Source organism: Vibrio sp. SNU_ST1 (genome assembly GCF_030563405.1).
Taxonomy (GTDB): Bacteria; Pseudomonadota; Gammaproteobacteria; order Enterobacterales; family Vibrionaceae; genus Vibrio.
Genome location: NZ_CP130748.1, coordinates 3016520 through 3042116, shown reverse-complemented (window position 1 = coordinate 3042116; position 25597 = coordinate 3016520). Strand labels below are relative to the sequence as shown.

The window sequence follows — 25597 nt, the reverse complement described above, 5'->3', positions numbered from 1 at the left end:
TTTTTATAGAGAAGATTGGATTACTTGGTAAAGGGGGCTCACTTTAGTCGGTGAGCTCCTTTAACTCCTTACAGGAGCTGAACGTGAAAGACTTATTAAACTTTCTAAAAGCACAGCATAAGACCGAAGAATTTGATGCAATCAAAATCGGTCTATCTTCACCAGACACGATCCGTTCGTGGTCTTTTGGTGAAGTTAAAAAGCCAGAAACAATTAACTATCGTACGTTCAAACCTGAACGTGATGGTCTGTTCTGTGCACGTATTTTTGGTCCAGTTAAAGACTACGAATGTCTTTGTGGCAAATACAAGCGCCTGAAGCACCGTGGTGTTATCTGTGAGAAGTGTGGCGTTGAAGTTACACAAACTAAAGTTCGTCGTGACCGTATGGGCCACATCGAGCTTGCTTCACCAGTTGCTCACATCTGGTTCCTAAAATCACTACCGTCTCGTATCGGTCTACTAATGGATATCCCTCTGCGTGATATCGAACGTGTTCTTTACTTCGAAATGTACGTAGTAACTGAACCGGGTATGACTGATCTAGAAAAATCTCAGATGCTTACTGAAGAAGAGTATCTGGATCGTCTAGAAGAGTGGGGTGACGAATTCACTGCTAAGATGGGTGCTGAAGCGATCAAAGATCTGCTTTCAACAATGGACCTTCATCAAGAAGTGGAAGAAATGCGCGAAGAGTTGGAAACAACTAACTCTGAAACTAAGCGTAAGAAAGTTACTAAGCGTTTGAAGCTAGTTGAAGCGTTCATTTCGTCAGGCAACAAGCCTGAGTGGATGATCCTAACTGTACTTCCAGTGCTACCGCCAGATCTTCGTCCTCTAGTACCACTAGATGGCGGTCGTTTTGCGACATCTGATCTGAACGACCTTTACCGTCGTGTGATCAACCGTAACAACCGTTTGAAGCGTCTTCTAGAGCTAGCGGCTCCAGACATCATCGTACGTAACGAAAAACGTATGCTGCAAGAGTCTGTTGATGCCCTTCTAGATAACGGTCGTCGCGGTCGTGCGATCACGGGTTCTAACAAACGTCCTCTGAAATCTCTTGCTGATATGATCAAGGGTAAACAAGGTCGTTTCCGTCAGAACCTTCTAGGTAAACGTGTAGACTACTCTGGCCGTTCTGTAATCACAGTTGGTCCATACCTTCGTCTACATCAGTGTGGTCTTCCTAAGAAGATGGCACTTGAGCTATTTAAGCCGTTCATCTACAGCAAGCTAGAAACTCGTGGCATGGCTACGACAATCAAAGCTGCTAAGAAAATGGTAGAGCGCGAAGAAGCGATCGTTTGGGATATCCTAGACGAAGTGATCCGCGAACACCCAGTACTGCTTAACCGTGCACCTACACTTCACCGTCTAGGTATCCAAGCGTTTGAACCAGTACTAATCGAAGGTAAAGCGATTCAGCTTCACCCACTAGTGTGTGCGGCATACAACGCCGACTTCGATGGTGACCAAATGGCGGTACACGTGCCTCTAACTCTAGAAGCACAGCTTGAAGCTCGTACCCTAATGATGTCGACGAATAACATTCTGTCGCCAGCATCCGGTGATCCAATCATCGTACCTTCTCAGGACGTTGTATTGGGTCTTTACTACATGACACGTGACAAGATCAACGTGAAAGGTGAAGGTATGTACCTTGCTGGCCCTGCTGAGGCTGAAAAGGCATACCGTACTAAGACCGCTGAGCTACACGCTCGCGTTAAAGTACGTATCACTGAAACAGTAGTAGACGAAGACGGCAATAGCACAACGAATACTGGCCTAGTAGATACGACTGTAGGTCGTGCAATGCTATGGCAGATCGTTCCAGCTGGACTTCCGTACAGCATCGTTAACCAAAAGTTAGGTAAGAAGCAGATCTCTACTCTTCTTAACGAGTGTTACCGTAAGCTTGGTCTAAAAGATACAGTAGTATTTGCTGACCAAATCATGTACGCAGGTTTCGCATACGCGGCACTTTCTGGTGTTTCTGTAGGTATCAACGATATGGTTGTTCCTCAAGCGAAATACGATGAAATTGAATCTGCTGAAGAAGAAGTTCGTGAAATCCAAGAGCAATTCCAATCAGGTCTTGTTACTGCGGGTGAGCGTTACAACAAAGTTATCGATATCTGGGCATCTACGAATGACCGCGTTGCGAAAGCAATGATGGATAACCTATCTTCTGAAACAGTTATCAACCGTGACGGCGAAGAAGAACAGCAAGAATCGTTCAACAGCATCTACATGATGGCCGACTCGGGCGCACGTGGTTCTGCAGCTCAGATTCGTCAGCTAGCAGGTATGCGTGGTCTGATGGCGCGTCCAGATGGTTCAATCATCGAAACGCCGATCACTGCGAACTTTAAAGAAGGTCTAAACGTCCTTCAGTACTTTATCTCAACGCACGGTGCTCGTAAGGGTCTTGCGGATACAGCACTGAAAACAGCTAACTCGGGTTACCTAACTCGTCGTTTAGTAGACGTTGCTCAAGACGTTGTAGTACACGAACATGACTGTGGCACGCACGAAGGTATCGACATGATGCCTCACATCGAAGGTGGTGACGTTAAAGTTGCACTTTCTGAGCTTGCTCTAGGTCGTGTAGTAGCTGAAGACGTTCTTAAGCCTGGTACTGAAGATGTACTGATTCCACGTAATACTCTGATTGATGAGAAGTGGTGTCAAATCATGGAAGACAACTCAGTAGATAGCATGAAAGTGCGCTCTGTTGTTACCTGTGATGCAGACTTCGGTTGTTGTGCACAGTGTTACGGTCGTGACCTAGCACGTGGTCACCTAGTGAACCAAGGTGAAGCAGTTGGTGTTATTGCTGCACAATCTATCGGTGAACCGGGTACACAGCTAACGATGCGTACGTTCCACATCGGTGGTGCGGCATCTACTGCAGCAGCAGAGAACAGCATCCAAGCTAAGACAACTGGTACTGTGAAACTTCACAATGCTAAGTTCGTAGTTAACAAAGACAAGAAACTGGTTATCACTTCTCGTGCATCTGAGATGACGATTATTGATGAATTCGGCCGTACTAAAGAGAAGCACAAACTTCCTTACGGTTCGATGCTAACCAAAGGCGACAACGCAGCAGTTACTGCTGGTGAAGTTGTAGCTAACTGGGAAGCGCATACCATGCCAATCATCACTGAAGTGGCAGGTCGTATCCAATTCGTAGATATGATCGATGGTATTACAGTTTCACGTCAAACTGACGATCTAACGGGTCTTTCTTCAAGTGAAGTAACAGACGCAGCAGCTCGCCCAGCAGCAGGTAAAGATATGCGTCCAGCTATCAAACTTGTTGATGAGCAAGGTAACGACGTAATGATTCCTGGTACTGATATGCCAGCTCACTACTTCCTACCTGGCAAAGCGATTGTAAACATCGAAGATGGCGCTGAAGTTGGCATTGGTGACACACTATCTCGTATCCCTCAAAAATCGAGCGGAAACAAAGATATCACCGGTGGTCTACCACGCGTAGCTGACCTATTCGAAGCTCGTAAGCCTAAAGAGCCTGCGATCCTTGCTGAGCACACAGGTACTGTGTCGTTTGGTAAAGAAACGAAAGGTAAGCGTCGTCTAGTAATCACTCGTGAAGGCGGTGACGCTTACGAAGAGATGATTCCTAAGCATCGTCAATTGAACGTGTTCGAAGGTGAGAAGATTGAACGTGGTGATGTAATCGCCGACGGTCCTGAAACTCCACACGATATCCTGCGTCTACGTGGTATCCACGCTGTGACTCAGTACATCGCGAACGAAGTTCAAGAAGTTTACCGCTTACAAGGCGTAAAGATTAACGATAAGCACATCGAGACTATCGTTCGTCAAATGCTACGTAAGTGTACAATCACTCATTCTGGTGACTCTCCGTTCCTACCTGGCGAACAAGTTGAGTACCACAATGTTAAGATTGCTAACCGTAAGCTAGAAGCTGAAGGTAAAGAACTAGTACGTTTCGAACGTGACCTACTAGGTATTACTAAAGCATCTCTTGCAACTGAGTCATTCATCTCAGCTGCATCGTTCCAAGAAACGACTCGCGTACTAACAGAAGCTGCGGTTTCTGGTAAGCGTGATGACCTTCGCGGTCTGAAAGAGAACGTTATTGTTGGTCGTCTGATCCCAGCTGGTACTGGTTTCGCATACCACCAAGAGCGTCAAAAGCAACGTGAAGAAGAGCAAGAAGGTCCTTCAGCTGAACAAGCTACTGACAATCTAGCAGCACTTCTAAACGCTGGTTTCTCTTCAGAAGAGTAAGCTCTACGAGTAGTCTCTAAGAGATAAGAAAAAGGCACCTTCGGGTGCCTTTTTTGTATCTGGCGTATTGATGTATTGGTGTTTAACGAGAGATTTATAGCTTAGAAGTTGATAGGTATGATTGCTTGGCTGGTGGACTTGGTCGCGAGTACTTTCTCGTCGGCCGTTTTGGGTGTTTGCAGGGAGAGCTTGAGGGTGAAACTGGTGACAAGCATTACGTCTAGTTATCACAACACATCAGAGTAGGGACGAACCAATAGCTCTGGTAAAAGAGTTGGATGTTTTAGGTAACGCTACAGACAAAACAAAAAGCTTGCACAGAGGCAAGCTTAGAAGGTGTTAAGCCATTACGCTCCTGGTGGAACCGCTAGGCTGTCGGCAATTTGTTGTATTAACTGATCTTCAACCGCAAACCTAGCCTCAAGAATCTCACCAACGAGTGATAGCTCACTATCAAAGCTTTCTAATGTATCGCTTGCTTTAATGGCAGCATATTTATCGGTGAAGTTGAGTAGTGGGTCTGTGGTAAGAACGATATGACCATAAGATTGGTTGATTTCGTCTGTTGCTTTGAAGCCAGTAGACTGCCATTTGTCCATCACCATGTCATAGATTTTGAAATGACCTTCGGAGATGTAATCAACAAGATGTTGGCTGAATTTTTGGAGCTCTTCTGGAGAAGGCAGTTCGGTGATTGCCGTTGCTTTCGACGATGAAGGCTGTAGAGCGGCAAGCTTACAATACTCAACGATTAGAGACTGTCGAGTTTCGAGCCAATGATCGATGACCTCATTAGAGCCACCCCATTGTTCTTGTATTTGTTTGAATTTATTTAGCATGACCATGTCCTCATGATCTGATCACAACCTTGTGATCAAGTAATTGCCTAAGCAGGGTCCGTTTTATTGGTAGCTACTAAAAGTAATAGCTTGAAATATTCTCTGCTACAACTCTAGTATGAAATTAGATTGCCAGTAAAATGAACGAACTGCAAGCAATGAGGCATAGGGATGTTAAAAAAAAGTGATAACAAAATGACAGTTCAAGCTTATTGGTGCGTCGTTTCTGGTAGTGATATTTGGGTTAATGATGATCAGTTTCCTTTTGGCTCTGCTGAAGAACTTGGGCTGAGTGTTGAGCATGCAATCTGTATTGGTCAGCATCAAGGTCGTAAGGTGTATTGGCTCAACGATTGCGATGTGGAGATTGAACTGAGCATGGTCAGCCTAAGAGATTTGCTTCACTGGCCTGAATCGAGTTTTCTGATCGCAAGCAAAGCTATCCAGTATGGGCATATGACGCAAAGTATGCGTTTTTGTCCTCAGTGCGGCGGTCGTAATCACCTGAATCATAATCAGGTAGCGATGCAATGTGGAGACTGCCGAACGCTTCATTACCCTCGTATCTTCCCGTGCATCATTGTTGCTGTACGAAACGACAACAAGATATTACTTGCGCAGCACCCAAGGCATAAAACGGGTATGTACACCGTAATAGCAGGCTTCCTAGAGGTTGGAGAGACCCTAGAGCAGTGTGTGGCGCGCGAAGTCAAAGAAGAAACGGGGATCGATGTGAGTAATATTCGTTACTTTGGTAGCCAGCCATGGGCGTTTCCATCGAGTATGATGATGGCCTTTCTTGCTGACTATGCTGGTGGAACGCTCAAACCTGATTACAGTGAACTGTCGGATGCCCAATGGTTTGACGTAACAAGCCTGCCTGATGTTGCTCCTGTTGGAACGATTGCAAGACAATTGATTGAGAATACAGTCGATGACGTAAGGAAAGACGGCGTCGCGGAGCAAGAACTAGAACATTAAATTACCTGTGATAGTATTTGGCCTATGGGTGGTCAAACACTAAAAAAAACCCTCCACAAGTGGAGGGGGTAAGTAAGATGTCGTTATGAGATGCTGAGTAGTGACTACTCAGTTGTTATAATTGTAATTTTCGCTAGCGAACAAATTTTTAACATGCTCCTGTAATTGGGTGCAAATTAAGCATGGATTTAAAAGTTAATAACTTGATCTAGGTTGCAAAGCACACAGCTTTTACCCTTCAATCAGTGTTAGAATACTTGCCATCAAAACTAGACAAGATTGAATTGGAATTTAACGGAATGACCGAATTAAAAAACGATCGCTATTTACGCGCACTTTTAAAACAGCCTGTTGATTACACACCGGTATGGATGATGCGCCAAGCTGGCCGCTATCTTCCTGAGTACAAAGCAACGCGCGCTGAAGCGGGCGATTTCATGTCTTTGTGCAAAAACGCTGAACTAGCATCAGAAGTAACACTTCAACCTTTACGTCGTTTCCCGCTTGATGCGGCAATCTTGTTCTCTGACATCCTAACTATCCCAGATGCGATGGGGTTAGGTTTGTACTTCGAAACAGGTGAAGGCCCTAAGTTTGAGCGCCCTATCACATGTAAAGCTGACGTAGAAAAGATTGGTTTACCAGATCCTGAAGGTGAACTTCAATACGTAATGAATGCCGTTCGTCAGATCCGTAAAGACCTGAAAGGCGAAGTGCCACTGATTGGTTTCTCTGGTAGCCCTTGGACATTGGCAACTTACATGGTTGAAGGCAGCAGCTCGAAGGCGTTCACTAAGATCAAGAAGATGATGTACGCAGAGCCACAAACGCTGCATTTACTTCTAGATAAGCTGGCTGACACTGTTATTGAATACCTGAACGCGCAAATTAAAGCGGGTGCACAATCGGTAATGGTATTCGACACATGGGGTGGTGTACTTACTCCGCGTGACTACAACCTGTTCTCACTGCAGTACATGCACAAAATTGTCGATGGCCTAATCCGTGAAAACGAAGGTCGCCGTGTACCAGTTACTCTGTTCACTAAGAATGGTGGTATGTGGCTAGAATCTATCGCAGCGACTGGTTGTGATGCAGTTGGCCTAGACTGGACAATCAATATTGCGGATGCAAAAGCGCGTATTGGCGATAAAGTGGCTCTACAAGGCAACATGGACCCATCAGTGCTTTACGCACAACCTGAGCGTATTCGTGAAGAAGTCGGCACTATCCTTGAAGGTTTTGGTGACGGCGGTACTGGTCACGTATTTAACCTTGGCCATGGTATTCACCTAGATGTGCCACCAGAAAATGCTGGTGTATTTGTGGACGCAGTTCACGAATTGTCTAAGCCATACCACAAGTAATTCAGTATGTGTTTTTAGAAAAAGCGCTGTCGAGAAATCGGCAGCGCTTTTTTATTACTTTTTTATCCGCATCCAATATCGGCTTAATCATCGTTGATGTGCAGCTAATTAGGCATTTGGATCATAGTAGGCCAAATGCTCTGATACATGCTTCCTAATGTAGGGAATGACTTCACTTTCAAACCAAGGGTTCTTCTTGAGCCAGATATTATTACGTGGTGAAGGGTGGGGAAGCGGCAAAAATTCTGGAGCCCAAACTTGCCAGTTACGTACTGTTTCAGTGAGCGTGCTAGTGGTTTTATTTGTCAGGTAATGGTTTTGTGCGTACTGGCCAATCAGCAGTGTCATTTGGATGTTGGGTAGCGATTGCAGCACTTTGTTATGCCAAAGCTCCGCACACTCTTTACGTGGTGGGAGATCGCCACTCTTTCCCTTTCCCGGATAACAAAACCCCATAGGAACAATCGCGACTTTTTGTTCGTCATAAAACGTATTGCTATCCATTCCTAGCCATTCTCTCAATCGCTCGCCACTGGCGTCGTTCCAAGGGATAGATGATTTATGAACCTTGATACCGGGCGCTTGGCCTATGATCAGCAAGCGTGCGTTTGGGTGTGCCTGAATCACTGGATTTGCACCGTGTGATAAATGAGGCTCACAAGCGGTGCATTGTCGTATCTCGGTGAGCAGTGATGAGAACATCAGTAGCCTTTATCAAAATCAATGGTGTTATTCAGTGTAAAACCATCTCGCCATTGTTGGTAATTATTGGCGAAGATCTCCACGACCTGTCTTGGCTCACTTAGAGCCGCAATGTGTGGTGTGATGGTTACTTGAGGCAATTTCCAAAACGGGTGTTCTTGTGTGAGAGGTTCGCATTCAAAGACATCTAAGAAAGCGTGTTCAACCCATTTATTCTTAATCGCAAGCAGTAACGCTTTATTGTCTATGCTTTCCCCGCGACCCACATTAAACAGCAATACGTTAGAGCAGTAGCTTAAGGTGGTTTGATTCAGTAGTTGGTAGGTCTCATCCGTTGATGGCAGTGTGTTCACTACAATATCCGCTTGCTTGAGGGCGGCTTCTAATTCATTAATGTGGAAAGTGTCTTTGAAGGTTTCTTGCTTTGATGGGATACCTGTCCGGTTGACACCTATGGTGTGAATACCAAAAGCAGCAGCGGTTTTAGCTAAATGACTGCCAATTGACCCCGTTCCTAAAATCACCATGGTTTTGTCAGTTAGGCTAGTATAAAGCTGTGGCTGCCAGATTCGTTGTACTTGTTGCTGGTGGTAGTGAGGAAAGTGTCTACAGTGGCTGATCGTGTAACCCAACACGTATTCAGCAATCGCAGGGCCGAAGATCCCTTTGACGTTGGTCAGCGTATAATCTTGACGCAGATCCGGCTGAGTGAGTTTATTGATTCCTGCATAGGTACTTTGCACCCAGTCTAGCTTTTTAAACTCATTAAGTCGCTCCGCTATTAAAGGAGGAGCAGCCAGTACGATCTCAGCTAATTCGGGGTTTTGAGTGATTTCGAGGTCAGGTAACCCTTGGTTTAGAATCAGTTGCGTATAGGTATCGTCATGCTCGGTAAGAATATAGAGCTTATTCGTAAAATTGTTCATCGGCTTACCTTTTCCCCCCAGGGTTTATCAAGTACACTTTCGCTGTCTTTTTCTGCAATTATTGAGTGACTATGCTTCAGAATCCACTTCAGGTTCGTCTTGAAAAGTTAGAACCTTGGCAACAAATTACTTTTATGGCGTGTCTATGTGAGCGTATGTATCCTAACTATGCCATGTTTTGTGAGAATACAGAATTTGCGGAAGCTCGAATCTATCGTGATGTTTTGGATAGCATTTGGGAAATCCTAACCGTTAAAACGGCAAAGGTTAACTTTGAGCGTCAACTTGAGAAAGTAGAAGAGCTATTCCCTAGCGCAGATGATTTTGATTTCTATGGTGTTTACCCTGCAATGGACGCATGCCAAGGCTTAGCAACATTAATCCATGGCCTACTTGATCGTGAGCATATGTTGGAAGCGGTAATTAAAGTGAGTCAACAATCGGTGAAGACGGTTGCTGAGCTTGAGTTTGCTCAAGGCGCTGAAGAAGTGACGAACGAAAACCAGAAAGAAAACGAAGCAGTATGTGAAGAGTGGGACGTTCAGTGGGCCATTTTCCGACCTCTACGTGAAACGACTGAGCGTGACTTAGAGCTGATCAAAGACCTACGCCACGAACTGCGTGAAGACCCTGTAAGTAATATTGGTGTGGCGTTATAATTCGCTATCGCATCAAAGTCCGAATAAAAACAAAGGCTCCTTAGGGAGCCTTTGTTGTATCTGACGCTATCAAACTGAGGTTAAGCGTCTTTCTTGTCTTCTTTTTGAATCTTGCTTTCATCCGCTGATTTTGAGTCTGAGGTGTCGTTGTCTGCTAGAGTTTTTTCCTCTAGCTCGTCCTCTTCATCGCGGTTTTCGATAACACCGTGTGTCTCTTTCCACGTTTCCCAACGTTGGAACGCCAGTTCTTGCATGTCTGTGGTTTTATCTGCTTCGTCGACAATCTCTTCACCAACTAAGTGCTCAAAGATGTCTTCAAGGGTGATGATGCCCTGAATTGTGCCGTACTCGTCCACAACCAAAGAGAGTTGCAGGCGGTTTGCCATCATTTGGTCAAAGGCCTTAGCTAAACCCATGTTGTTTAGCAAGACGTGGATAGGGCGCATCACTTCACCCAGAGCCTTCTCACCACAACCCGCTTGCTGCAATCTAAACAGCTCTAAGCGGTGGACAAAACCGATGATATTGTCAGTTTGCTCGCTGTAAACCAGTGGGCGTGAGAATGGCGTGTCTTTGTGTTGTTCTAGGAACGTATTGACACTCATTTCTGCATCGACGCGGAATACAACAGGGCGTGGTGTCATGACTTGAGTCACGGGCACATCTTGAATTCCTAACAGATTGCTCAGAATTTTTGATTCACCTTCAGCAAACTCGCCACTCTCTTTTGCCAAAATAGCCATTGCAGATAGCTCATCACGCATTTTTGGTGCCTGGTGGCCGCGAGCTAAACGTTTGGTAATTTGCTCTGAGAACCACACAAATGGTGTTAGGAAAAAGACCATCCAGCGAAGCACATTTGATGATGCTGGAGCAAGTTGACGCCAGTAGGTCGCGCCAATGGTTTTTGGAACAATTTCAGACAGAACTAAAATACCCAGAGTTAATACGGCAGAGAATACGCCTAACCATTGGCTACCAAAAACGACTGCTGCTTGTGCACCCGCTGTCGCAGCACCGATGGTGTGCGCGATGGTGTTGAGCGTTAAAATTGACGCAAGCGGGCGGTCAATATCGGTTTTCAGTTTGTCTAATGACTCTGCTGCAGGGTGCCCATTTTGTTTTAGTTGAGCAATGTAGCTCGGACTAATACTCAAAAGTACAGCTTCCAAAACAGAACAAATGAAAGAAACTCCAATAGCAATGGATACGTAAATAGTTAGCAGCAGCATGTTTGCCCTTAAATTAAATTGTACGCTTTAGCAGCGATTCAGCGTGGATTATAGAGAATAAGTAGTGGCTAGGTCATCATTAATTTTGCTCTCAGCCCCTTTTAAACAAGGGCTTGCTCAGTAAATTCAGTAACAAATTGTGAGTTATTACTCATATTATGGCTAAAACTACGGCATTAGAGCTAAAGATCGACGACAAACCTTTGCCAGATGGGGCATTTATGTTTTAGAGTGAATCGAATTCAAAAATACAAAGAAGGGAAACCTAAAATGAACAAGACTCAATTAATCGACTTTATTGCTGAAAAAGCGGACCTTTCTAAAGCACAAGCTAAAGCTGCTCTAGAAGCGACTCTTGGCGGTGTTACAGATGCTCTTAAAGATGGCGATCAAGTTCAGCTAATTGGTTTTGGTACTTTTAAAGTAAACCACCGTGCAGCTCGCACTGGTCGTAACCCAAAAACTGGTGACGAGATCCAAATCGCTGCTGCAAATGTTCCAGCATTTGTTGCAGGTAAAGCGCTGAAAGATTCAGTGAAATAATCTAAACTGTACCGAGGTAGTCGTATTCCACCTCGGTACAGGTTTTTATGAAAAAAGCACTTCTTCTCGTTTCACTATTATCTACATTTCTCATTGGCTGTTCATCAACCAGCCCTCGCAAAAACCTAGAGCAATTTGAAACTCACACCGGCGGCCAAGTCATGGGCGACGCGACAAGTTTCTACTGGGTTACAAACAAGCTAACACAACCTCATACTTCAGCTGACTACGTCACTGTAGGCGATTACGGCTGGTACCAAACGGACTATGCTTGGTCGGAAGGTATACTTCGTGAATTCATTCGTGAAGGTGAGCAACGTAATTCTTCTAATGAGCTGGTTCCGTATAGTATCCATGTGCGTTTTAATAAGTCAGGCGAAGCGGTATATCAGCAGTATCGTATTGATCGCAAAATTTTACCTATCCAAGTTAAGCAACTCGAAAGCTACCAGAAAGAAGCCAAGTCGGTTTTAGATACTACGATGAAGCTGCATGACGAAGGGCTAAGACTGGTTCAGGGTTACTGGAATGGTCGTTCTTTTGAAACGTGTGCTGGTGGTGAGTTTGATCGCTTTGAATTTAATCAGACCTTGCCAAGCTTCGTGATCGACCGATTGGCGTCTGTGGAAAGCTATGCGGCGTTTCTTGGCAGTGATTCACTAGGTAAGATGAGCGTAGAAGAGTTACTGATGCTGGCTGAAGACAGCCATGATTGTGTCGTTAGGCCGTCATTGTTGAAAGAATAGCGATCAACTAAAGGATTGAGGGTATTTGGCTTGCTGTAGGCCAAGCACTGATTTGTCTGTACAGGTACAGATTCCTAGAGATTGAGTGATAAAAAAGGCGCCTATCGAGGCGCCTTTTCTGTTATTCGCTTACTGTCATTTGTTACTGTTATTGAAAAGTAAGCGAGTAACAAGATTGATTACTGTTCTTGCTCGCGCGTAATCGCACGGTAACCGATGTCATTGCGGTGGAACATACCATTCCAGCTAACTTGCTTCGTCAACGCGTAAGCGCGCTCCTGAGCTTCAGAAACCGTATTACCCAATGCCGTTGCACAAAGTACACGGCCACCGTTTGTCACAACGTCGCCAGCTTCGTTATTTGTCGTACCCGCGTGGAAAACCTTTTGGCCTTCAACTTCGCTAGTTGGCAGTGAAATAACGTCACCTTTTGCGTAGTCAGCAGGGTAACCGCCAGCAGCAAGAACAACACCGATAGAAGCGCGTGGATCCCATTTTGATTCTGCTTCGTCTAGCTTCTCATCGATAGCCATTAGGCAAAGTTCAACAAGGTCTGACTCCATACGCATCATGATAGGTTGCGTTTCAGGGTCGCCAAAGCGGCAGTTGTATTCGATAACCTTTGGTGTGCCGTCAGCATCGATCATTAGGCCAGCGTATAGGAAACCGGTGTAAGGCGCGCCTTCTGCATCCATACCACGTACCGTTGGGTAGATAACTTCCTCAAGGATACGGTTATGGATTTCTGGAGTCACAACTGGCGCTGGAGAGTAAGCACCCATGCCGCCCGTGTTAGGGCCTGTATCTTTGTCGCCAACACGTTTGTGGTCTTGGCTGGTGGCCATAGGAAGTACGCTAGAACCGTCAACCATTACAATGAAGCTTGCTTCTTCACCTTCAAGGAACTCTTCGATCACTACGCGGCTGCCTGCTTCGCCAAATGCGTTGCCTGCTAGCATGTCTTTGATTGCGTCTTCTGCTTCTTCAAGGGTCATCGCAACGATAACGCCTTTACCTGCAGCAAGGCCGTCAGCTTTTACTACGATTGGAGCACCTTGCTCGCGAACGTAAGCGATAGCTGGCTCAATCTCAGTGAAGTTTGAGTAGTAACCTGTTGGGATCTCATGACGAGCTAGGAAGTCTTTGGTGAATGCTTTAGAGCCTTCAAGCTGTGCTGCCGCTTGAGTTGGGCCAAAGATTGGTAGGCCAACTTCGCGGAATGCATCAACTACACCAATAACCAATGGCGCTTCAGGACCAACGATAGTCAGTTCGATTTTTTTATCTTGAGCAAACGCCACTAAACCTGCGATGTCTTCAACACCGATGTTTACGTTCTCAAGTTTCGGCTCAAGTGCAGTCCCTGCGTTACCTGGAGCGATGAATACCGTTTCAACGTTTGGGTTTTGTGCTGCCTTCCAACCCAAAGCGTGTTCTCTGCCGCCAGCACCAATAATTAGTACATTCATGTTTTAAAATCCTTATAGCTGCTTCAGAGCCTTTATTTCTGTGTCAAACATGCTCACTTATAGTCATAAGCTCCGCGTGTTTTCCTTGAACTAAAGTCACTGACTTGCTCTACGTATTTCAAATATCGGAATATTTAAAAAACAAAATTATAAGTTTTGCTCAAAGTAGTTGCTGCTTACGTCATTCAACTATTTGAGATCTCTTTAAACCAGTGGGAGCGCTAACAAGGCGACAAGCGAGCTTATCCCTATGAGCATAGCTCGCTATGTGATTAGGGTAAGCGAGCGTAGTCAACGCAGTTACCGCCCCAATGATGACAAGAGAATTAGTGGCGGAAGTGACGCATGCCTGTGAAAATCATCGCCATGCCGTGTTCGTCTGCTGCTGCGATAACTTCTTCATCACGCATAGAGCCGCCCGGTTGGATAACACACTTGATGCCCGCTTCTGCAGCCGCGTCGATACCGTCACGGAAAGGGAAGAATGCATCTGATGCCATCACACAACCTTCAACCTGTAGACCTTCGTCTGCCGCTTTGATGCCTGCGATTTTCGCAGAGTAAACGCGGCTCATTTGGCCTGCGCCTACACCAATCGTCATGTCGCCTTTCGAGTAAACGATAGCGTTAGATTTAACGTATTTCGCTACTTTCCAGCAGAATAGGGCATCTTTTAGTTCTTCAGCTGTTGGTTGACGCTTAGACACTACTTTTAGGTCGTCTTCAGAAACCATGCCTTGGTCGCGGTCTTGAACTAGCAGGCCACCGTTTACGCGTTTCACATCAAAGCCAGTCGTCTTAGTTGTCCACTCACCACACTCAAGTAGGCGAAGGTTTTTCTTAGCAGCAACGATTGCTACTGCTTCAGAAGAAACGGATGGTGCAATGATAACTTCAACGAATTGGCGCTCTGTGATAGCCGTTGCTGTTGCAGCGTCTAGTTCACGGTTGAAAGCGATGATGCCGCCAAATGCAGACGTTGGGTCTGTTTTGAATGCACGGTCGTAAGCTTCTAGGATGTCTTCACCTAGTGCAACACCACATGGGTTAGCGTGCTTAACAATCACACATGCTGGCTCGTTGAACTCTTTCACACATTCAAGAGCTGCGTCAGTGTCAGCGATGTTGTTGTAAGAAAGTGCTTTACCTTGAATTTGGCGAGCAGTCGATACTGATGCTTCTTCTGGGTTCGCTTCAACGTAGAATGCTGCTGCTTGGTGGCTGTTCTCACCGTAGCGCATATCTTGCTTCTTCTCGAACTGTTGGTTGAACGTGCGAGGGAATTTGCTTTCTTCGTCAGCCTTTTTACCTTCTTCATCAAGTAAAGAGGCGCCGTAGCTAGGAACCATAGTGCCGAAGTAGTTAGCAATCATGCCGTCGTAAGAAGCCGTGTGTTCGAATGCTGCGATAGCGAGGTCGAAGCGAGTCTCTAGTGTTAGAGATTGCTCGTTCGCGTCCATTTCAGCCACAACACGCTCGTAGTCGTGTGCGTTAACAACGATAGTGACGTCTTTGTGGTTTTTCGCTGCAGAGCGAACCATTGTTGGACCGCCGATGTCGATGTTCTCAACAGCGTCAGCAAGGGTACAACCTTCTTTAGCAACGGTTTCTGCGAATGGGTATAGGTTTACAACAACCATATCGATAGGGTTGATACCGTGAGTTTCCATCACGTCATCATCTTGGCCGCGACGGCCTAGAACACCACCATGAACTTTTGGATGCAGAGTCTTCACACGGCCATCCATCATTTCTGGGAAGCCAGTGTAGTCAGATACTTCTGTTACAGAGATGCCTTTTTCAGCAAGCAGGCGAGCAGTGCCACCAGTAGATAAGATATCTACACCTCGGTTAGCAAGAGCTTGTGCAAATTCAACGATACCAGTTTTGTCTGATACGCTGATGAGAGCGCGGCGAATTGGACGAGCGTTATTCATGCTTCCATTTCCTCAAATTCATGGGGTTAAAATAAAGATATTTGCCAAAAAAGAACTTGTTTCTATCTTCTCAGTGTGGAGTATCTTAGATACCAGTAAGAGATAAAATATTGGCCAGTTTTGGTAAAGACCTTTTGGGTGTTCTTATAATCAAGCTATAAGATAACCAACTCCAAATTTGATGGCGCCGATTCTAACTAATTTATTACAAAAAAGCTCGCGCAATCGTTTGGCATCTCAAAATTAATTATGAAAAGTGCCATTTCAGCTTGAAAAGTAACAAAAAGGTTAATTGTGGAATGGACGAAAGAGTAGGAAAAATATGTTTCAGATCGGTGAATTAGCAAAACGATGTGGTGTGACAGCTGATACCTTGCGATTTTATGAGAAAAGTAACCTGATTGCTCCTGCCAGTCGCAGTGACTCCGGCTATCGCTTATATGATGAAAACAATCAGAAACAGGTGACTTTTATTCTTAAATCTAAAGCGTTAGGGCTGAGTTTAGATGAAATTAAGGAATTGCTCGAGATTCGCTTGGAAGCAACGCAGCACAGTTGCTCGGAAGTGAAGGCCATCACAACGGCAAAGCTAACACTTATTGATGAAAAAATCAGTGAACTTGGCAGAATACGCACGGCATTAAAGAAGATTAATGATGCTTGCTGCGGTCATGTAGATGACGATGCGAGCCATTGTTCTATCTTAGGTGCTTTGGCGAGCGAAGATAAACAAAACTCATGCTGTGCTGCTGATGGTAAATAGATGAAGAGCTCCCCGTTAGGGAGAGAGGTTTACTACGGTTGATAACCCTAGGAAGCTTGCAGTATTTTGGCTCTTAGTTGAGCGTCAATTTTTAAAGTGGGTAGGTTATTATGGTAAAGCGTGACTTGGTTGCGGCCAGTCTGCTTTGAAGAGTACATGGCTCTATCAGCTTGAGCCAATAGTTCTTTTATGGTTTTAAGGTGTGGTGTGTATTCAGCAACGCCGATGCTGACTGTTGGGTAAATGATGTGGCCGTCTACGGTGCATGGTGTTGATTCAATCACTTTACGAATCGTCTCTGCAACGTAGTAAGCTTCAATAGCACTGGTGTGCGTGAGAATGACACCAAATTCTTCGCCACCTAAGCGACCTATATAACCATTGCTGCCTATGGACTGTTGGCACAAACTCGCTACTTGAACGATTACCTCATCACCAGAAAGGTGGCCGACTTGGTCATTGATCTCTTTGAAATGGTCTATGTCTATCATTAAGCACGTTAAGCTTTGCTTAGGCGATTGACTGAACTCTTTTTCCAACCCAAGTAAAAAAGCGCGTCTGTTTAAAATACCGGTTAACTCATCGATTTCAGCGAGTCTTTTCAGCTCAGATTCACGTTGATGTGTTTTAGTTATATCTCGCTCTTGCCACAGTATATATTGCTTTTCAGGTGAGATGTACAATGGCTTTAATGTGGATTCAAAATATCGATAGTCTGAATCTACATTACCTTCACCTTGAGCGAAAAGTTGTTCAATAGAAAGCTGAAGTTGCTGACAGGGCGCAAGGGAGTAGTGAATGTATTGAGTTTCGCGATTTGAATGAGCTTTCTTTACCGCTTCTAACAGCTGTTTTTCAACTGCTGGAGGCAATAATTCTGCAACGGTGTGGTGAATTGGATTATCAAAGTTTTCAACAATGCGTCCGGTTGTATCTAACAGAAGATGACGATCAGGCAATTCACGGATCAGTGTGCTAAGCCATTCTTCCCTTTTCATATCAAGCATGTAGCTTCCAGACGATTAGATTAATGGGTCATTATATCGGTAGTGATTACGTTATCAATCGTTACATCCAATTAATTGATTGATTATTGTTCGCTTGTGGCTATATAAATAAAAAAAAAGCCGAGTTCAATAAAGAGCTCGGCTTCTAATTCAATCAATTACGAAAGAACGATTAGTTCATGCCGTATTTTTTAAGTTTCTTGCGAAGAGTACCGCGGTTAATACCCATCATGGTTGCTGCGCGAGTTTGGTTACCGCGAGTGTATTGCATGATAGTGTCTAGTAGTGGCTGTTCAACTTCAGCTAATACTAATTCGTATAACTCGCTGACTTCTTGACCGTTTAATTGAGCAAGGTAATTTTTCAATGATGCTTTAACTGAGTCACGTAGTGGCTTCTGCGTGATTTGGTCTTGTGATGTAACTGTAGTTACTGTCAATGCTTCTGAAGTCAGATTTTGTTCGAACATATTCGGTCTAGCTCTTCTCGTAATTATGGTGCAACGTTATCAAAAAAACCTTCTAGCGCTTCAAGCTGCAGATCACCTGCTTCGAATGCGTTGAAGGTACGGCGAAACTCACTCGCTTGCTCATGCTCTTTTAGATACCAACCCACATGCTTACGAGCGATGCGAGGGCCTAAAAACTCTCCATAAAATTCATGTAGAGCGAGCACATGACCAAGCATGATATCTTTCACTTCCGAAATCGGGAGTGGGTCCATCGTGGTGCCGTTTTCCAAATAGTGTAGGATTTCGTTAAAAATCCAAGGACGTCCTTGGGCAGGTCGACCTATCATTAAAGCATCAGCGCCGGTGTACTCCAGCACAAACTTCGCTTTTTCCGGACTATCGATATCACCGTTAGCGATAACCGGAATAGATACTGCTTGTTTCGCTGCTTTAATGTGTTTGTATTCTGCCTCACCTTTGTACATACAAGCGCGAGTTCTCCCGTGAAGGGCAAGAGCTTGTATGCCGCAGTCTTCGGCTATTTTCGCGATTTGGACACAGTTTCTATTGTCTGTATCCCAGCCTGTGCGCGTTTTCAACGTTACTGGAACGTCGACAGCATTTACCACAGCCTTCAGAATATCTTCAATGAGTTCTGGATGCTGAAGTAGGGCTGAGCCCGCAAGCTTCTTATTCACTTTTTTGGCTGGGCAACCCATATTGATATCGATGATTTGCGCACCGTTAGCAACATTGAATTGAGCAGCCTCGGCCATAAGCTGTGGATCTGCACCAGCGATTTGTACTGAACGAATGCCCGATTCGCCTTCATGTACCATACGCTGCTGAGATTTTGACGTTTTCCAAACTTTCGGATTGGAGGACATCATTTCACTGACTGCCATCCCCGCACCGTAACGAAGACACAACTCACGGAATGGTCTATCCGTTACGCCAGCCATAGGAGCGACGATTAGATTGTTCTTAAGTTGATAATTTCCGATTTTCAAAAATGTCATCACAGTTCTGTACCAGCAAGGGCGCGCATTTTACGCATTTTTTCGCTGCGTGAAAAGACTAATATTTGAGCATTTACAATTTGTTTTTGTAATTTGTTTAAATTTCAGTCAATTAGCGCCCAAAGTCTTACCTAGCCTTGCTTGCGACCAGAGATTCGACACCATTCTTGTTGTTCAATGACCGGTTCAATGTGAAGCTCATCACGATAATAAGTTGCAACATCTTCCGCTTGTGTATCTAAAACACCCGACATTGCTAGTACACCATTTGGCTTTACTAGGCCTTTAATGATGCCAGAAAGGTCGCGTAATGGACCGGCAAGAATGTTGGCAACAACGACGTCAGCCAGCAAACCTTCTGGTTGATCTTGTGGCAAGAACACCTCTAGTTGCTCAGCAACACCATTGCGTTGTGCGTTGTCTTTTGATGCAAGCAGGGCTTGAGGATCAATGTCGATCCCGATAACTTTTGCCGCGCCAAGTTTGATCGCTGCGATCGCTAGGATGCCGGAACCACAACCGAAATCGATCACGGTTTTGCCTGTAAGGTCTAAGCCTTCAAGCCACTCAAGACACAATGCCGTTGTCGGGTGAGTACCTGTACCAAATGCAAGACCGGGATCCAACATTACGTTTACAGCGTCAGGTTCAGGGATATCGCGCCAGCTAGGGCAGATCCATAAACGCTCACCAAACTTCATTGGGTGGAAGTTGTCCATCCATTCACGTTCCCAATCCTTGTCTTCAATTTGCTCTACTTTGTGAGCAAAGTCTGCAGGGAACATGTTGCTTGCTTTAATCTGCGCTATAACGACACCAGTATCAGTCTCAGCGTCGTAAAGCGCGAGAATGTCAGTATCACCCCAAAGGCGAGTTTCGCCTGGCAGAGGCTCAAATACAGGGGTATCTTGTGCATCCAGGAAAGTTACAGAAAGAGCACCAGTCTCTTCCATTAACATGTCGCCGATTTGTTCGGCATTTTCATTGGTAGCATTAAGCTTGATTTGAATCCAAGGCATGGCTGCATCTTCTATATGAGAAAAATTGGATGGCGAGTCTAGCAGAAAATATGAGCAAATTCACCAAAACCCCACGGAATATAATGGGGATTATGAATTGATTATTGCGAATATTTATAAACAAAAATGCCCACCGAAGTGAGCATTTATTACTGTTCTACAGAGAACAAATTACGGAAGGCTAGCTTCTATTGTAGACCAAGCTTCTTCTCAAGGTAGTGGATGTTTGCCCCACCGTGTTGGAAGTTTTCGTCGTTCATAATAGACAGCTGAAGCTCAGTATTAACGTTAATACCTTCAACAATCATTTCACCCAATGCGTTCTTCATACGAGCGATAGCAACATCACGGTTCTCACCGTAAGTGATTAGCTTACCAATCATTGAATCGTAGTGTGGTGGCACTGTGTAACCCGTGTAGATGTGAGACTCCCAACGTACGCCCATACCACCTGGAGCATGGAAGCGCGTGATCTTACCCGGAGACGGTAGGAAACGAACGGGATCTTCTGCATTAATACGACATTCGATTGAGTGGCCGCGCAGCTTAATATCATCCTGTGTGAATGATAGAGGCTGACCAGCAGCAATGCGAAGTTGCTCTTTCACTAGATCGATACCCGTTACCATTTCAGTAATCGTGTGCTCAACCTGGATACGAGTGTTCATTTCGATGAAGTAGAACTCACCGTTCTCGTATAGGAACTCAAATGTACCTGCGCCGCGGTAACCAATCTCAAGACATGCACGAGTACAACGATCGCCGATGTATTTACGCATTTCTTCAGTGATACCTGGTGCTGGCGCTTCTTCCACAACTTTCTGGTGACGACGCTGCATTGAACAGTCACGCTCACCTAGGTGGATAGCATTACCTTGACCATCTGCAAGCACTTGTACTTCAATGTGACGTGGGTTTTCTAGGAATTTTTCCATGTAAACCATGTCGTTATTGAAACATGCTTTTGCTTCAGCACGAGTCATTGCGATAGCTTCTGTTAGTTCTTTTTCAGTACGAACAACACGCATACCACGACCGCCGCCGCCGCCAGAAGCCTTGATGATTACAGGGAAACCAATGCGCTTAGCGTGCGCTTTGTTTTTCGCTTCGTCGTCGTCAAGAGGGCCGTCAGAACCTGGTACACAAGGTACGCCAGCTTTTTTCATTGACGTGATAGCTGACACTTTGTCACCCATCATGCGAATGGTTTCAGCTTTAGGGCCAACGAAGATAAAACCACTGCGCTCTACCTGTTCTGCAAAATCTGCATTTTCAGATAGGAAGCCGTAGCCTGGGTGGATAGCAACTGCACCCGTTACTTCAGCAGCGCTGATGATACGAGGGATGTTCAGGTAGCTATCGATACCACGAGCTGGACCAATACAAATGGTTTCGTCAGCAAGCAGTACGTGCTTAAGATCGCGGTCAGCGGTTGAGTGAACTGCTACCGTTTTGATGCCAAGCTCTTTACATGCTCGCAGAATACGCAGTGCAATTTCACCACGGTTCGCGATTACTAATTTATCTAACATAATGAGTGCTCTCTATTATTCGATAATTACTAGAGCTTGGTCGAATTCTACTGGTTGACCGTCTTCAACTAGGATTGCCGTTACAACACCAGATTTATCAGCTTCGATTTGGTTCATCATTTTCATTGCTTCAACGATACATAGTGTTTCGCCAGCAGTTACAGATTGACCAACTTTAACGAACGGTTTTGCATCTGGGCTTGGAGCGCCGTAGAAAGTACCAACCATTGGAGAAAGAACTTGGTGACCAGCAGGAACCGCAGGAGCTGCCGCTTCTGCCGCTACAGGTGCCGCTGCAGGTGCTGCTGCCGCTACAGGTGCTGGAGCTGCTGCATATTGAATAGGTGCTGCAGATACAGGGCTGTTACGACTGATTCGTACTGACTCTTCACCTTCAGAGATCTCTAGCTCAGAAATACCAGACTCTTCAACCAATTCGATTAGCTTCTTGATTTTGCGAATATCCATTGTTTCTTTCTCTTTATCTGTTGATTGAACTTACTCTTTGACTGAGTAGGTTAGTAATAGTTCGTTGTTTTATTTACTTTGCGTTGAGCTTGTTGAGCGCAGCCGTCAAAGCAAATTGATAACCTTGGGCACCTAAGCCACAAATCACACCTTCTGCTTTATCAGATAGGTAAGAGTGGTGACGGAATGGTTCACGTGCGTGAACATTCGATAGGTGAACCTCAATAAATGGGATAGCAACACCAAGTAGTGCATCACGCAACGCCACACTGGTATGTGTAAAGGCCGCTGGGTTGATGATAATGAAATCAACATTTTGATAAGCACTATGGATAGCTTCAATCAGCTCATACTCACGATTTGACTGTAAGTGAGATAGCTCAACATCGTGTGTTTTCGCTTGCTCGGTCAATGAGCTAATAATCTGGTCAAGTGTTTGAGAACCGTAGTGTGCAGGTTCTCTAAGGCCTAACAGATTAAGGTTTGGTCCATTTAAAACTAGAATGCGAAACTTTGTAGACATTGTGGGGCTATCTTCCTTTATCGTGTTTACGAACGTGAATGTTGCCATTTTATTGAAAATTTGGGAATAATTTCCAGTAAGAAAAACCCAAATTTAAAAATTAGAACCAGATTATAGCTAATTCAGCGCAAATCGCAGCAATTTACTGGTCTAATCTCCTATTGATAGAGTGTGAGATTGTTACCAACTTAACAAAAAAGCGTCTTAGCCTTAATTTTGTCGAGGATATTTGAGATCAAGATCAGCCATAAAAAAACCGCCACATAGGTGACGGTTTATTTATGGTCTGTTTTAAACAGTGATGAGCTAATGTGACGGGTTGCTTATGCCAGTTCAGCTTTCTCTGCAATCAGCTTATCAACCACACTTGGGTCGGCCAGTGTCGAGGTGTCACCTAGATTACCCGTGTCGCCGGTGGCAATCTTACGCAGAATACGACGCATAATTTTACCAGAACGTGTTTTTGGTAATGAGTCGGTCCAATGCAGTACATCGGGCGTTGCGATTGGGCCTATCTCTTTACGTACCCAGTCTTTCACTTCTTTATGAAGCTCTGCAGTCGGGAATTCACCATCATTCAACGTGATGTAAGCGTAAATGGCTTGGCCTTTAATATCATGAGGGATACCGACAATCGCAGCCTCTGCAATCTTATCAAATGCGACTAGAGCCGATTCAATCTCAGCAGTACCCATACGGTGACCTGATACGTTAAGTACATCATCGACACGACCGGTAATCCAGTAGTAACCGTCTTCATCACGACGAGCACCGTCACTGGTGAAGTACATGCCTTTAAAGGTAGAGAAGTAAGTCTGTTCGAAACGGTCATGATCGCCATGAACGGTACGCATCTGGCCTGGCCAAGAGTCAAGAATCACTAGGTTGCCATCTGTTGCGCCCTCAATGATGTTACCCATGTTATCAACCAGCGCTGGTTGTACACCGAAGAATGGACGCGTCGCTGAACCCGGTTTTAGATCGGTTGCGCCCGGTAGTGGTGCGATTAAGATGCCGCCCGTTTCTGTTTGCCACCATGTATCGACAATTGGAGACTGCTCATTACCGATTGTTTTGTAGTACCACTCCCACGCTTCAGGGTTGATAGGTTCACCCACTGAGCCCATAATTCTTAGGCTGTCACGAGAAGTGCCTTCAACCGCTTCATTGCCTTTCGCCATTAATGCACGAATCGCAGTTGGAGCCGTATAAAGAATGTTAACTTGGTGCTTATCGACCACTTCACTCATGCGGCTTGTGTTCGGGTAGTTCGGCACACCTTCAAACAGAATGGTTTTTGCACCATTGGCAAGCGGTCCGTAAACAAGGTAAGTGTGACCGGTAATCCAACCTACATCGGCTGTACACCAGAAAGTTTCGCCTTCTTGGTAATCGAATACGTATTTGAAGGTCATTGCGGCATAAACAAGGTAACCACCTGTGGTGTGCATAACACCTTTAGGTTTGCCTGTTGAGCCTGACGTATAAAGGATGAATAGTGGATCTTCTGCGTTCATCTCTTCTGGTGGGCAATCTGCAGATACATTAGCAATAGCATCGTGCCACCACACATCGCGGTGTTCGTGCCATGCCACATCACCGCCAGTGCGTTTGAATACCACAACCTTCTCGATGTTCTTAACTTCAGGGTTCGTCAGAGCTTCATCGACGTTTTTCTTCAGTGGAACCGCACGGCCGCCACGTACGCCTTCATCGGCAGTGATAACGACTTTAGAATTTGAATCGATAATACGACCAGACAGTGCTTCTGGTGAGAAACCACCAAATACTACTGTGTGAACCGCACCGATACGGGTACACGCCAGCATGGCAACAGCAGCTTCAGGAACCATTGGCATGTATAAACAAACCACATCGCCTTTGCGCACGCCTTGCTCTTTCAGAGCATTCGAAAACAGGCACACTTCTTTGTGTAGTTCATTAAAAGTTAGAGTTTTGTCATCCGCCGGGTCATCGCCTTCCCAGATGATAGCGACTTCATCGCCGCGTTCAGCAAGGTGGCGGTCGATACAGTTAGCCGAAACGTTAAGCGTGCCATCTTCAAACCAGCGAATATCAATGTGGCCAGGGTCGAAAGAGGTATTTTTTACCTGTGTGAAAGGTTTAATCCAATCAACGATTTTTCCGTGTTCCCCCCAAAAGCCTTCAGGGTCAGAAACAGATTGCTGGTACATGGCTAGGTAAGTGTCATTATCCGCGTGTGTGGTTGATTTAATATTTTCTTTTACCGGATAAACGTGGGTTTCACTCATTGCATCTCTCCTTGTGCCTACATTCCTAATGAACTGGCAACTTCCTTTGTGTTCAGTTTCTAGGTCTATTACAGAACCGTCGTTGTGCTATCACTCTCGACTAGGACGGCGATTTCCACAATTAGACTTTAGGATGAGACGTTGCTTTTCACTTACAAAATAGCGAGTTAAGTTCATTTTTGAGATGTTGCTCTCTATGTGAAGCGCCAGTGGTTGAATTAAGAATAAGAAGAGTTGAAACGGGGCAGGTCACCATGTTTTAGGCGAACAAAGATCAGGGCGGCGGAGATAGCGTCTTGTAATGCATCATGTTTATTGACCGGGATAGGTAAATCGAGCTGGCAACAGATAGCATCCATGCTGAGATCAAAATAGGCATTGGGCAGCTGCCTTTCGAGCTTGTCTTGATAGAGTTGGCTTACTTCGACCAATCGGTTAGGCAGTGGAAATCCAAGCTGTTTTAAACAGGCGCGGTCGAGGATTTTTTTATCATAGCGGATGTGATAGCCGACTAAAGGACGATTTCCAATGAAGTTCAGTAGCTCGATTAAAGCCTGTTTTTCTTCGATGCCGTGTTTTAGATCTTGATGGCGAATACGGTGGATTTTTATTGAATTGCAATCGAGCGATTGAGGGGCGCGCAATCGGACTTCAAAAGGTTGGCTGGTAATGATTCGGTTGCCGATGATCTTTGTCGCGGCAATGGTGACTAATTCTGCCTGATTGGGGTCGAGGCTGGTGGTTTCACAGTCGAGCGATACATATTCATTATGCGCAGATGCAGCAAACAGAGGCTGATAGGGAGAGCCTTTGAGTTTGTGATGCCAGTAATAACGAACCAATCTATTCATCGTT

The 25597-nt window shown here is 45.2% G+C and carries 22 protein-coding genes; 7 read left to right on the top strand and 15 right to left on the bottom strand.

Annotation, left to right across the window (positions count from 1 at the left end; translation table 11 throughout):
- Positions 1–83 precede the first annotated feature (83 nt).
- Positions 84–4286: a DNA-directed RNA polymerase subunit beta' gene (gene rpoC / locus Q5H80_RS13500; protein WP_009844676.1), complete on the top strand. Its 4203-nt coding sequence runs from the start codon at positions 84–86 to the stop codon at positions 4284–4286.
- A gap of 347 nt (positions 4287–4633) precedes the next feature.
- On the opposite strand, the gene rsd is transcribed toward rpoC, so the two are convergent.
- The gene (rsd, locus tag Q5H80_RS13495; RefSeq protein ID WP_086048568.1) at positions 4634–5131 is read right to left on the bottom strand and encodes a sigma D regulator; all 498 of its coding nucleotides are present in this window, start codon (positions 5129–5131) and stop codon (positions 4634–4636) included.
- Between the two features lie 165 nt (positions 5132–5296).
- Between rsd and nudC the strand changes: the two genes are divergently transcribed.
- Entirely contained in the window at positions 5297–6106 is an 810-nt protein-coding gene (nudC, locus tag Q5H80_RS13490; protein WP_304565610.1) for an NAD(+) diphosphatase, read from the top strand.
- 299 nt (positions 6107–6405) lie between these two features.
- Positions 6406–7473 (top strand): uroporphyrinogen decarboxylase, encoded by a 1068-nt coding sequence (gene hemE / locus Q5H80_RS13485; RefSeq protein WP_265974812.1) that lies wholly within the window; start codon positions 6406–6408, stop codon positions 7471–7473.
- A 108-nt stretch (positions 7474–7581) separates the two neighbouring features.
- Here the strand turns inward: hemE and Q5H80_RS13480 are convergent, their stop codons facing one another.
- Together Q5H80_RS13480 and Q5H80_RS13475 are read right to left on the bottom strand one after the other, a co-directional pair.
- Positions 7582–8175 (bottom strand): uracil-DNA glycosylase family protein, encoded by a 594-nt coding sequence (locus Q5H80_RS13480; protein ID WP_304565605.1) that lies wholly within the window; start codon positions 8173–8175, stop codon positions 7582–7584.
- Positions 8175–9101, bottom strand: a complete 927-nt coding sequence (locus tag Q5H80_RS13475) for a D-2-hydroxyacid dehydrogenase (protein ID WP_304565603.1) — start codon at positions 9099–9101, stop codon at positions 8175–8177. Before Q5H80_RS13475 ends, Q5H80_RS13480 begins: the two co-directional genes overlap by 1 nt.
- A 71-nt stretch (positions 9102–9172) precedes the next feature.
- On the opposite strand from Q5H80_RS13475, the gene Q5H80_RS13470 reads away from it, so the two are divergent.
- Complete coding sequence (locus tag Q5H80_RS13470; RefSeq protein WP_017055908.1) at positions 9173–9760, top strand: YjaG family protein; 588 nt, start codon at positions 9173–9175, stop codon at positions 9758–9760.
- A gap of 80 nt (positions 9761–9840) precedes the next feature.
- Here the strand turns inward: Q5H80_RS13470 and Q5H80_RS13465 are convergent, their stop codons facing one another.
- Positions 9841–10992 carry a CNNM domain-containing protein gene (locus Q5H80_RS13465; protein WP_304565597.1) on the bottom strand — a complete coding sequence of 384 codons (1152 nt, stop codon included), beginning with the start codon at positions 10990–10992 and terminating at the stop codon, positions 9841–9843.
- A gap of 270 nt (positions 10993–11262) precedes the next feature.
- Here Q5H80_RS13465 and hupA point away from each other — a divergent pair, with 270 nt between their 5' ends.
- Positions 11263–11535: a nucleoid-associated protein HU-alpha gene (gene hupA / locus Q5H80_RS13460; RefSeq protein WP_004729753.1), complete on the top strand. Its 273-nt coding sequence runs from the start codon at positions 11263–11265 to the stop codon at positions 11533–11535.
- A 47-nt stretch (positions 11536–11582) separates the two neighbouring features.
- The gene (locus Q5H80_RS13455; protein ID WP_304565585.1) at positions 11583–12281 is read left to right on the top strand and encodes a DUF1481 domain-containing protein; all 699 of its coding nucleotides are present in this window, start codon (positions 11583–11585) and stop codon (positions 12279–12281) included.
- Between the two features lie 179 nt (positions 12282–12460).
- Here Q5H80_RS13455 and purD read toward each other — a convergent pair whose 3' ends face one another.
- Positions 12461–13750, bottom strand: coding sequence for a phosphoribosylamine--glycine ligase (gene purD, locus Q5H80_RS13450; protein ID WP_304565583.1), 1290 nt, complete (start codon positions 13748–13750; stop codon positions 12461–12463).
- A 326-nt stretch (positions 13751–14076) separates the two neighbouring features.
- Entirely contained in the window at positions 14077–15687 is a 1611-nt protein-coding gene (purH, locus tag Q5H80_RS13445; protein ID WP_304565581.1) for a bifunctional phosphoribosylaminoimidazolecarboxamide formyltransferase/IMP cyclohydrolase, read from the bottom strand.
- 322 nt (positions 15688–16009) lie between these two features.
- Between purH and zntR the strand changes: the two genes are divergently transcribed.
- A complete protein-coding gene (gene zntR, locus Q5H80_RS13440) occupies positions 16010–16450 on the top strand; it encodes a Zn(2+)-responsive transcriptional regulator (protein ID WP_304565580.1) in 441 nt (146 codons plus the stop codon).
- Between the two features lie 47 nt (positions 16451–16497).
- On the opposite strand, the gene Q5H80_RS13435 is transcribed toward zntR, so the two are convergent.
- From Q5H80_RS13435 to Q5H80_RS13395, 9 genes are all read right to left on the bottom strand, one after another.
- On the bottom strand, positions 16498–17457 hold the full coding sequence (locus Q5H80_RS13435) for a GGDEF domain-containing protein (protein ID WP_304565578.1): 960 nt from the start codon (positions 17455–17457) through the stop codon (positions 16498–16500).
- Positions 17458–17629: 172 nt separating this feature from the next.
- The gene (fis, locus tag Q5H80_RS13430) at positions 17630–17926 is read right to left on the bottom strand and encodes a DNA-binding transcriptional regulator Fis (protein WP_004729744.1); all 297 of its coding nucleotides are present in this window, start codon (positions 17924–17926) and stop codon (positions 17630–17632) included.
- 23 nt (positions 17927–17949) lie between these two features.
- Positions 17950–18918, bottom strand: a complete 969-nt coding sequence (gene dusB, locus Q5H80_RS13425; protein ID WP_009844689.1) for a tRNA dihydrouridine synthase DusB — start codon at positions 18916–18918, stop codon at positions 17950–17952.
- A 140-nt stretch (positions 18919–19058) separates the two neighbouring features.
- Positions 19059–19946 (bottom strand): 50S ribosomal protein L11 methyltransferase, encoded by an 888-nt coding sequence (gene prmA, locus Q5H80_RS13420; RefSeq protein WP_304565534.1) that lies wholly within the window; start codon positions 19944–19946, stop codon positions 19059–19061.
- A 188-nt stretch (positions 19947–20134) separates the two neighbouring features.
- Entirely contained in the window at positions 20135–21478 is a 1344-nt protein-coding gene (accC, locus tag Q5H80_RS13415; RefSeq protein ID WP_009844691.1) for an acetyl-CoA carboxylase biotin carboxylase subunit, read from the bottom strand.
- Between the two features lie 15 nt (positions 21479–21493).
- The gene (accB, locus tag Q5H80_RS13410) at positions 21494–21946 is read right to left on the bottom strand and encodes an acetyl-CoA carboxylase biotin carboxyl carrier protein (protein ID WP_004729736.1); all 453 of its coding nucleotides are present in this window, start codon (positions 21944–21946) and stop codon (positions 21494–21496) included.
- A gap of 73 nt (positions 21947–22019) precedes the next feature.
- Positions 22020–22469 carry a type II 3-dehydroquinate dehydratase gene (aroQ, locus tag Q5H80_RS13405; RefSeq protein WP_009844692.1) on the bottom strand — a complete coding sequence of 150 codons (450 nt, stop codon included), beginning with the start codon at positions 22467–22469 and terminating at the stop codon, positions 22020–22022.
- 323 nt (positions 22470–22792) lie between these two features.
- On the bottom strand, positions 22793–24742 hold the full coding sequence (gene acs / locus Q5H80_RS13400; protein ID WP_304565526.1) for an acetate--CoA ligase: 1950 nt from the start codon (positions 24740–24742) through the stop codon (positions 22793–22795).
- A gap of 218 nt (positions 24743–24960) precedes the next feature.
- Entirely contained in the window at positions 24961–25593 is a 633-nt protein-coding gene (locus tag Q5H80_RS13395; protein WP_304565524.1) for a 3'-5' exonuclease, read from the bottom strand.
- Positions 25594–25597 lie beyond the last annotated feature (4 nt).

Bases quoted from the DNA above. Each gene is read 5' to 3' on its own strand.
- Q5H80_RS13465 (WP_304565597.1), bottom strand. From the start codon at position 10,992: ATGCTGCTGCTAACTATTTACGTATCCATTGCTATTGGAGTTTCTTTC.
- nudC (WP_304565610.1), top strand. From the start codon at position 5,297: ATGTTAAAAAAAAGTGATAACAAAATGACAGTTCAAGCTTATTGGTGC.
- fis (WP_004729744.1), bottom strand. From the start codon at position 17,926: ATGTTCGAACAAAATCTGACTTCAGAAGCATTGACAGTAACTACAGTT.
- Q5H80_RS13435 (WP_304565578.1), bottom strand. From the start codon at position 17,457: ATGCTTGATATGAAAAGGGAAGAATGGCTTAGCACACTGATCCGTGAA.
- hemE (WP_265974812.1), top strand. From the start codon at position 6,406: ATGACCGAATTAAAAAACGATCGCTATTTACGCGCACTTTTAAAACAG.
- hupA (WP_004729753.1), top strand. From the start codon at position 11,263: ATGAACAAGACTCAATTAATCGACTTTATTGCTGAAAAAGCGGACCTT.
- rsd (WP_086048568.1), bottom strand. From the start codon at position 5,131: ATGGTCATGCTAAATAAATTCAAACAAATACAAGAACAATGGGGTGGC.
- purH (WP_304565581.1), bottom strand. From the start codon at position 15,687: ATGAATAACGCTCGTCCAATTCGCCGCGCTCTCATCAGCGTATCAGAC.
- aroQ (WP_009844692.1), bottom strand. From the start codon at position 22,469: ATGTCTACAAAGTTTCGCATTCTAGTTTTAAATGGACCAAACCTTAAT.
- accB (WP_004729736.1), bottom strand. From the start codon at position 21,946: ATGGATATTCGCAAAATCAAGAAGCTAATCGAATTGGTTGAAGAGTCT.
- purD (WP_304565583.1), bottom strand. From the start codon at position 13,750: ATGAATGTACTAATTATTGGTGCTGGCGGCAGAGAACACGCTTTGGGT.
- acs (WP_304565526.1), bottom strand. From the start codon at position 24,742: ATGAGTGAAACCCACGTTTATCCGGTAAAAGAAAATATTAAATCAACC.
- accC (WP_009844691.1), bottom strand. From the start codon at position 21,478: ATGTTAGATAAATTAGTAATCGCGAACCGTGGTGAAATTGCACTGCGT.
- Q5H80_RS13455 (WP_304565585.1), top strand. From the start codon at position 11,583: ATGAAAAAAGCACTTCTTCTCGTTTCACTATTATCTACATTTCTCATT.
- Q5H80_RS13395 (WP_304565524.1), bottom strand. From the start codon at position 25,593: ATGAATAGATTGGTTCGTTATTACTGGCATCACAAACTCAAAGGCTCT.
- Q5H80_RS13475 (WP_304565603.1), bottom strand. From the start codon at position 9,101: ATGAACAATTTTACGAATAAGCTCTATATTCTTACCGAGCATGACGAT.
- zntR (WP_304565580.1), top strand. From the start codon at position 16,010: ATGTTTCAGATCGGTGAATTAGCAAAACGATGTGGTGTGACAGCTGAT.
- Q5H80_RS13470 (WP_017055908.1), top strand. From the start codon at position 9,173: ATGCTTCAGAATCCACTTCAGGTTCGTCTTGAAAAGTTAGAACCTTGG.
- prmA (WP_304565534.1), bottom strand. From the start codon at position 19,946: ATGCCTTGGATTCAAATCAAGCTTAATGCTACCAATGAAAATGCCGAA.
- Q5H80_RS13480 (WP_304565605.1), bottom strand. From the start codon at position 8,175: ATGTTCTCATCACTGCTCACCGAGATACGACAATGCACCGCTTGTGAG.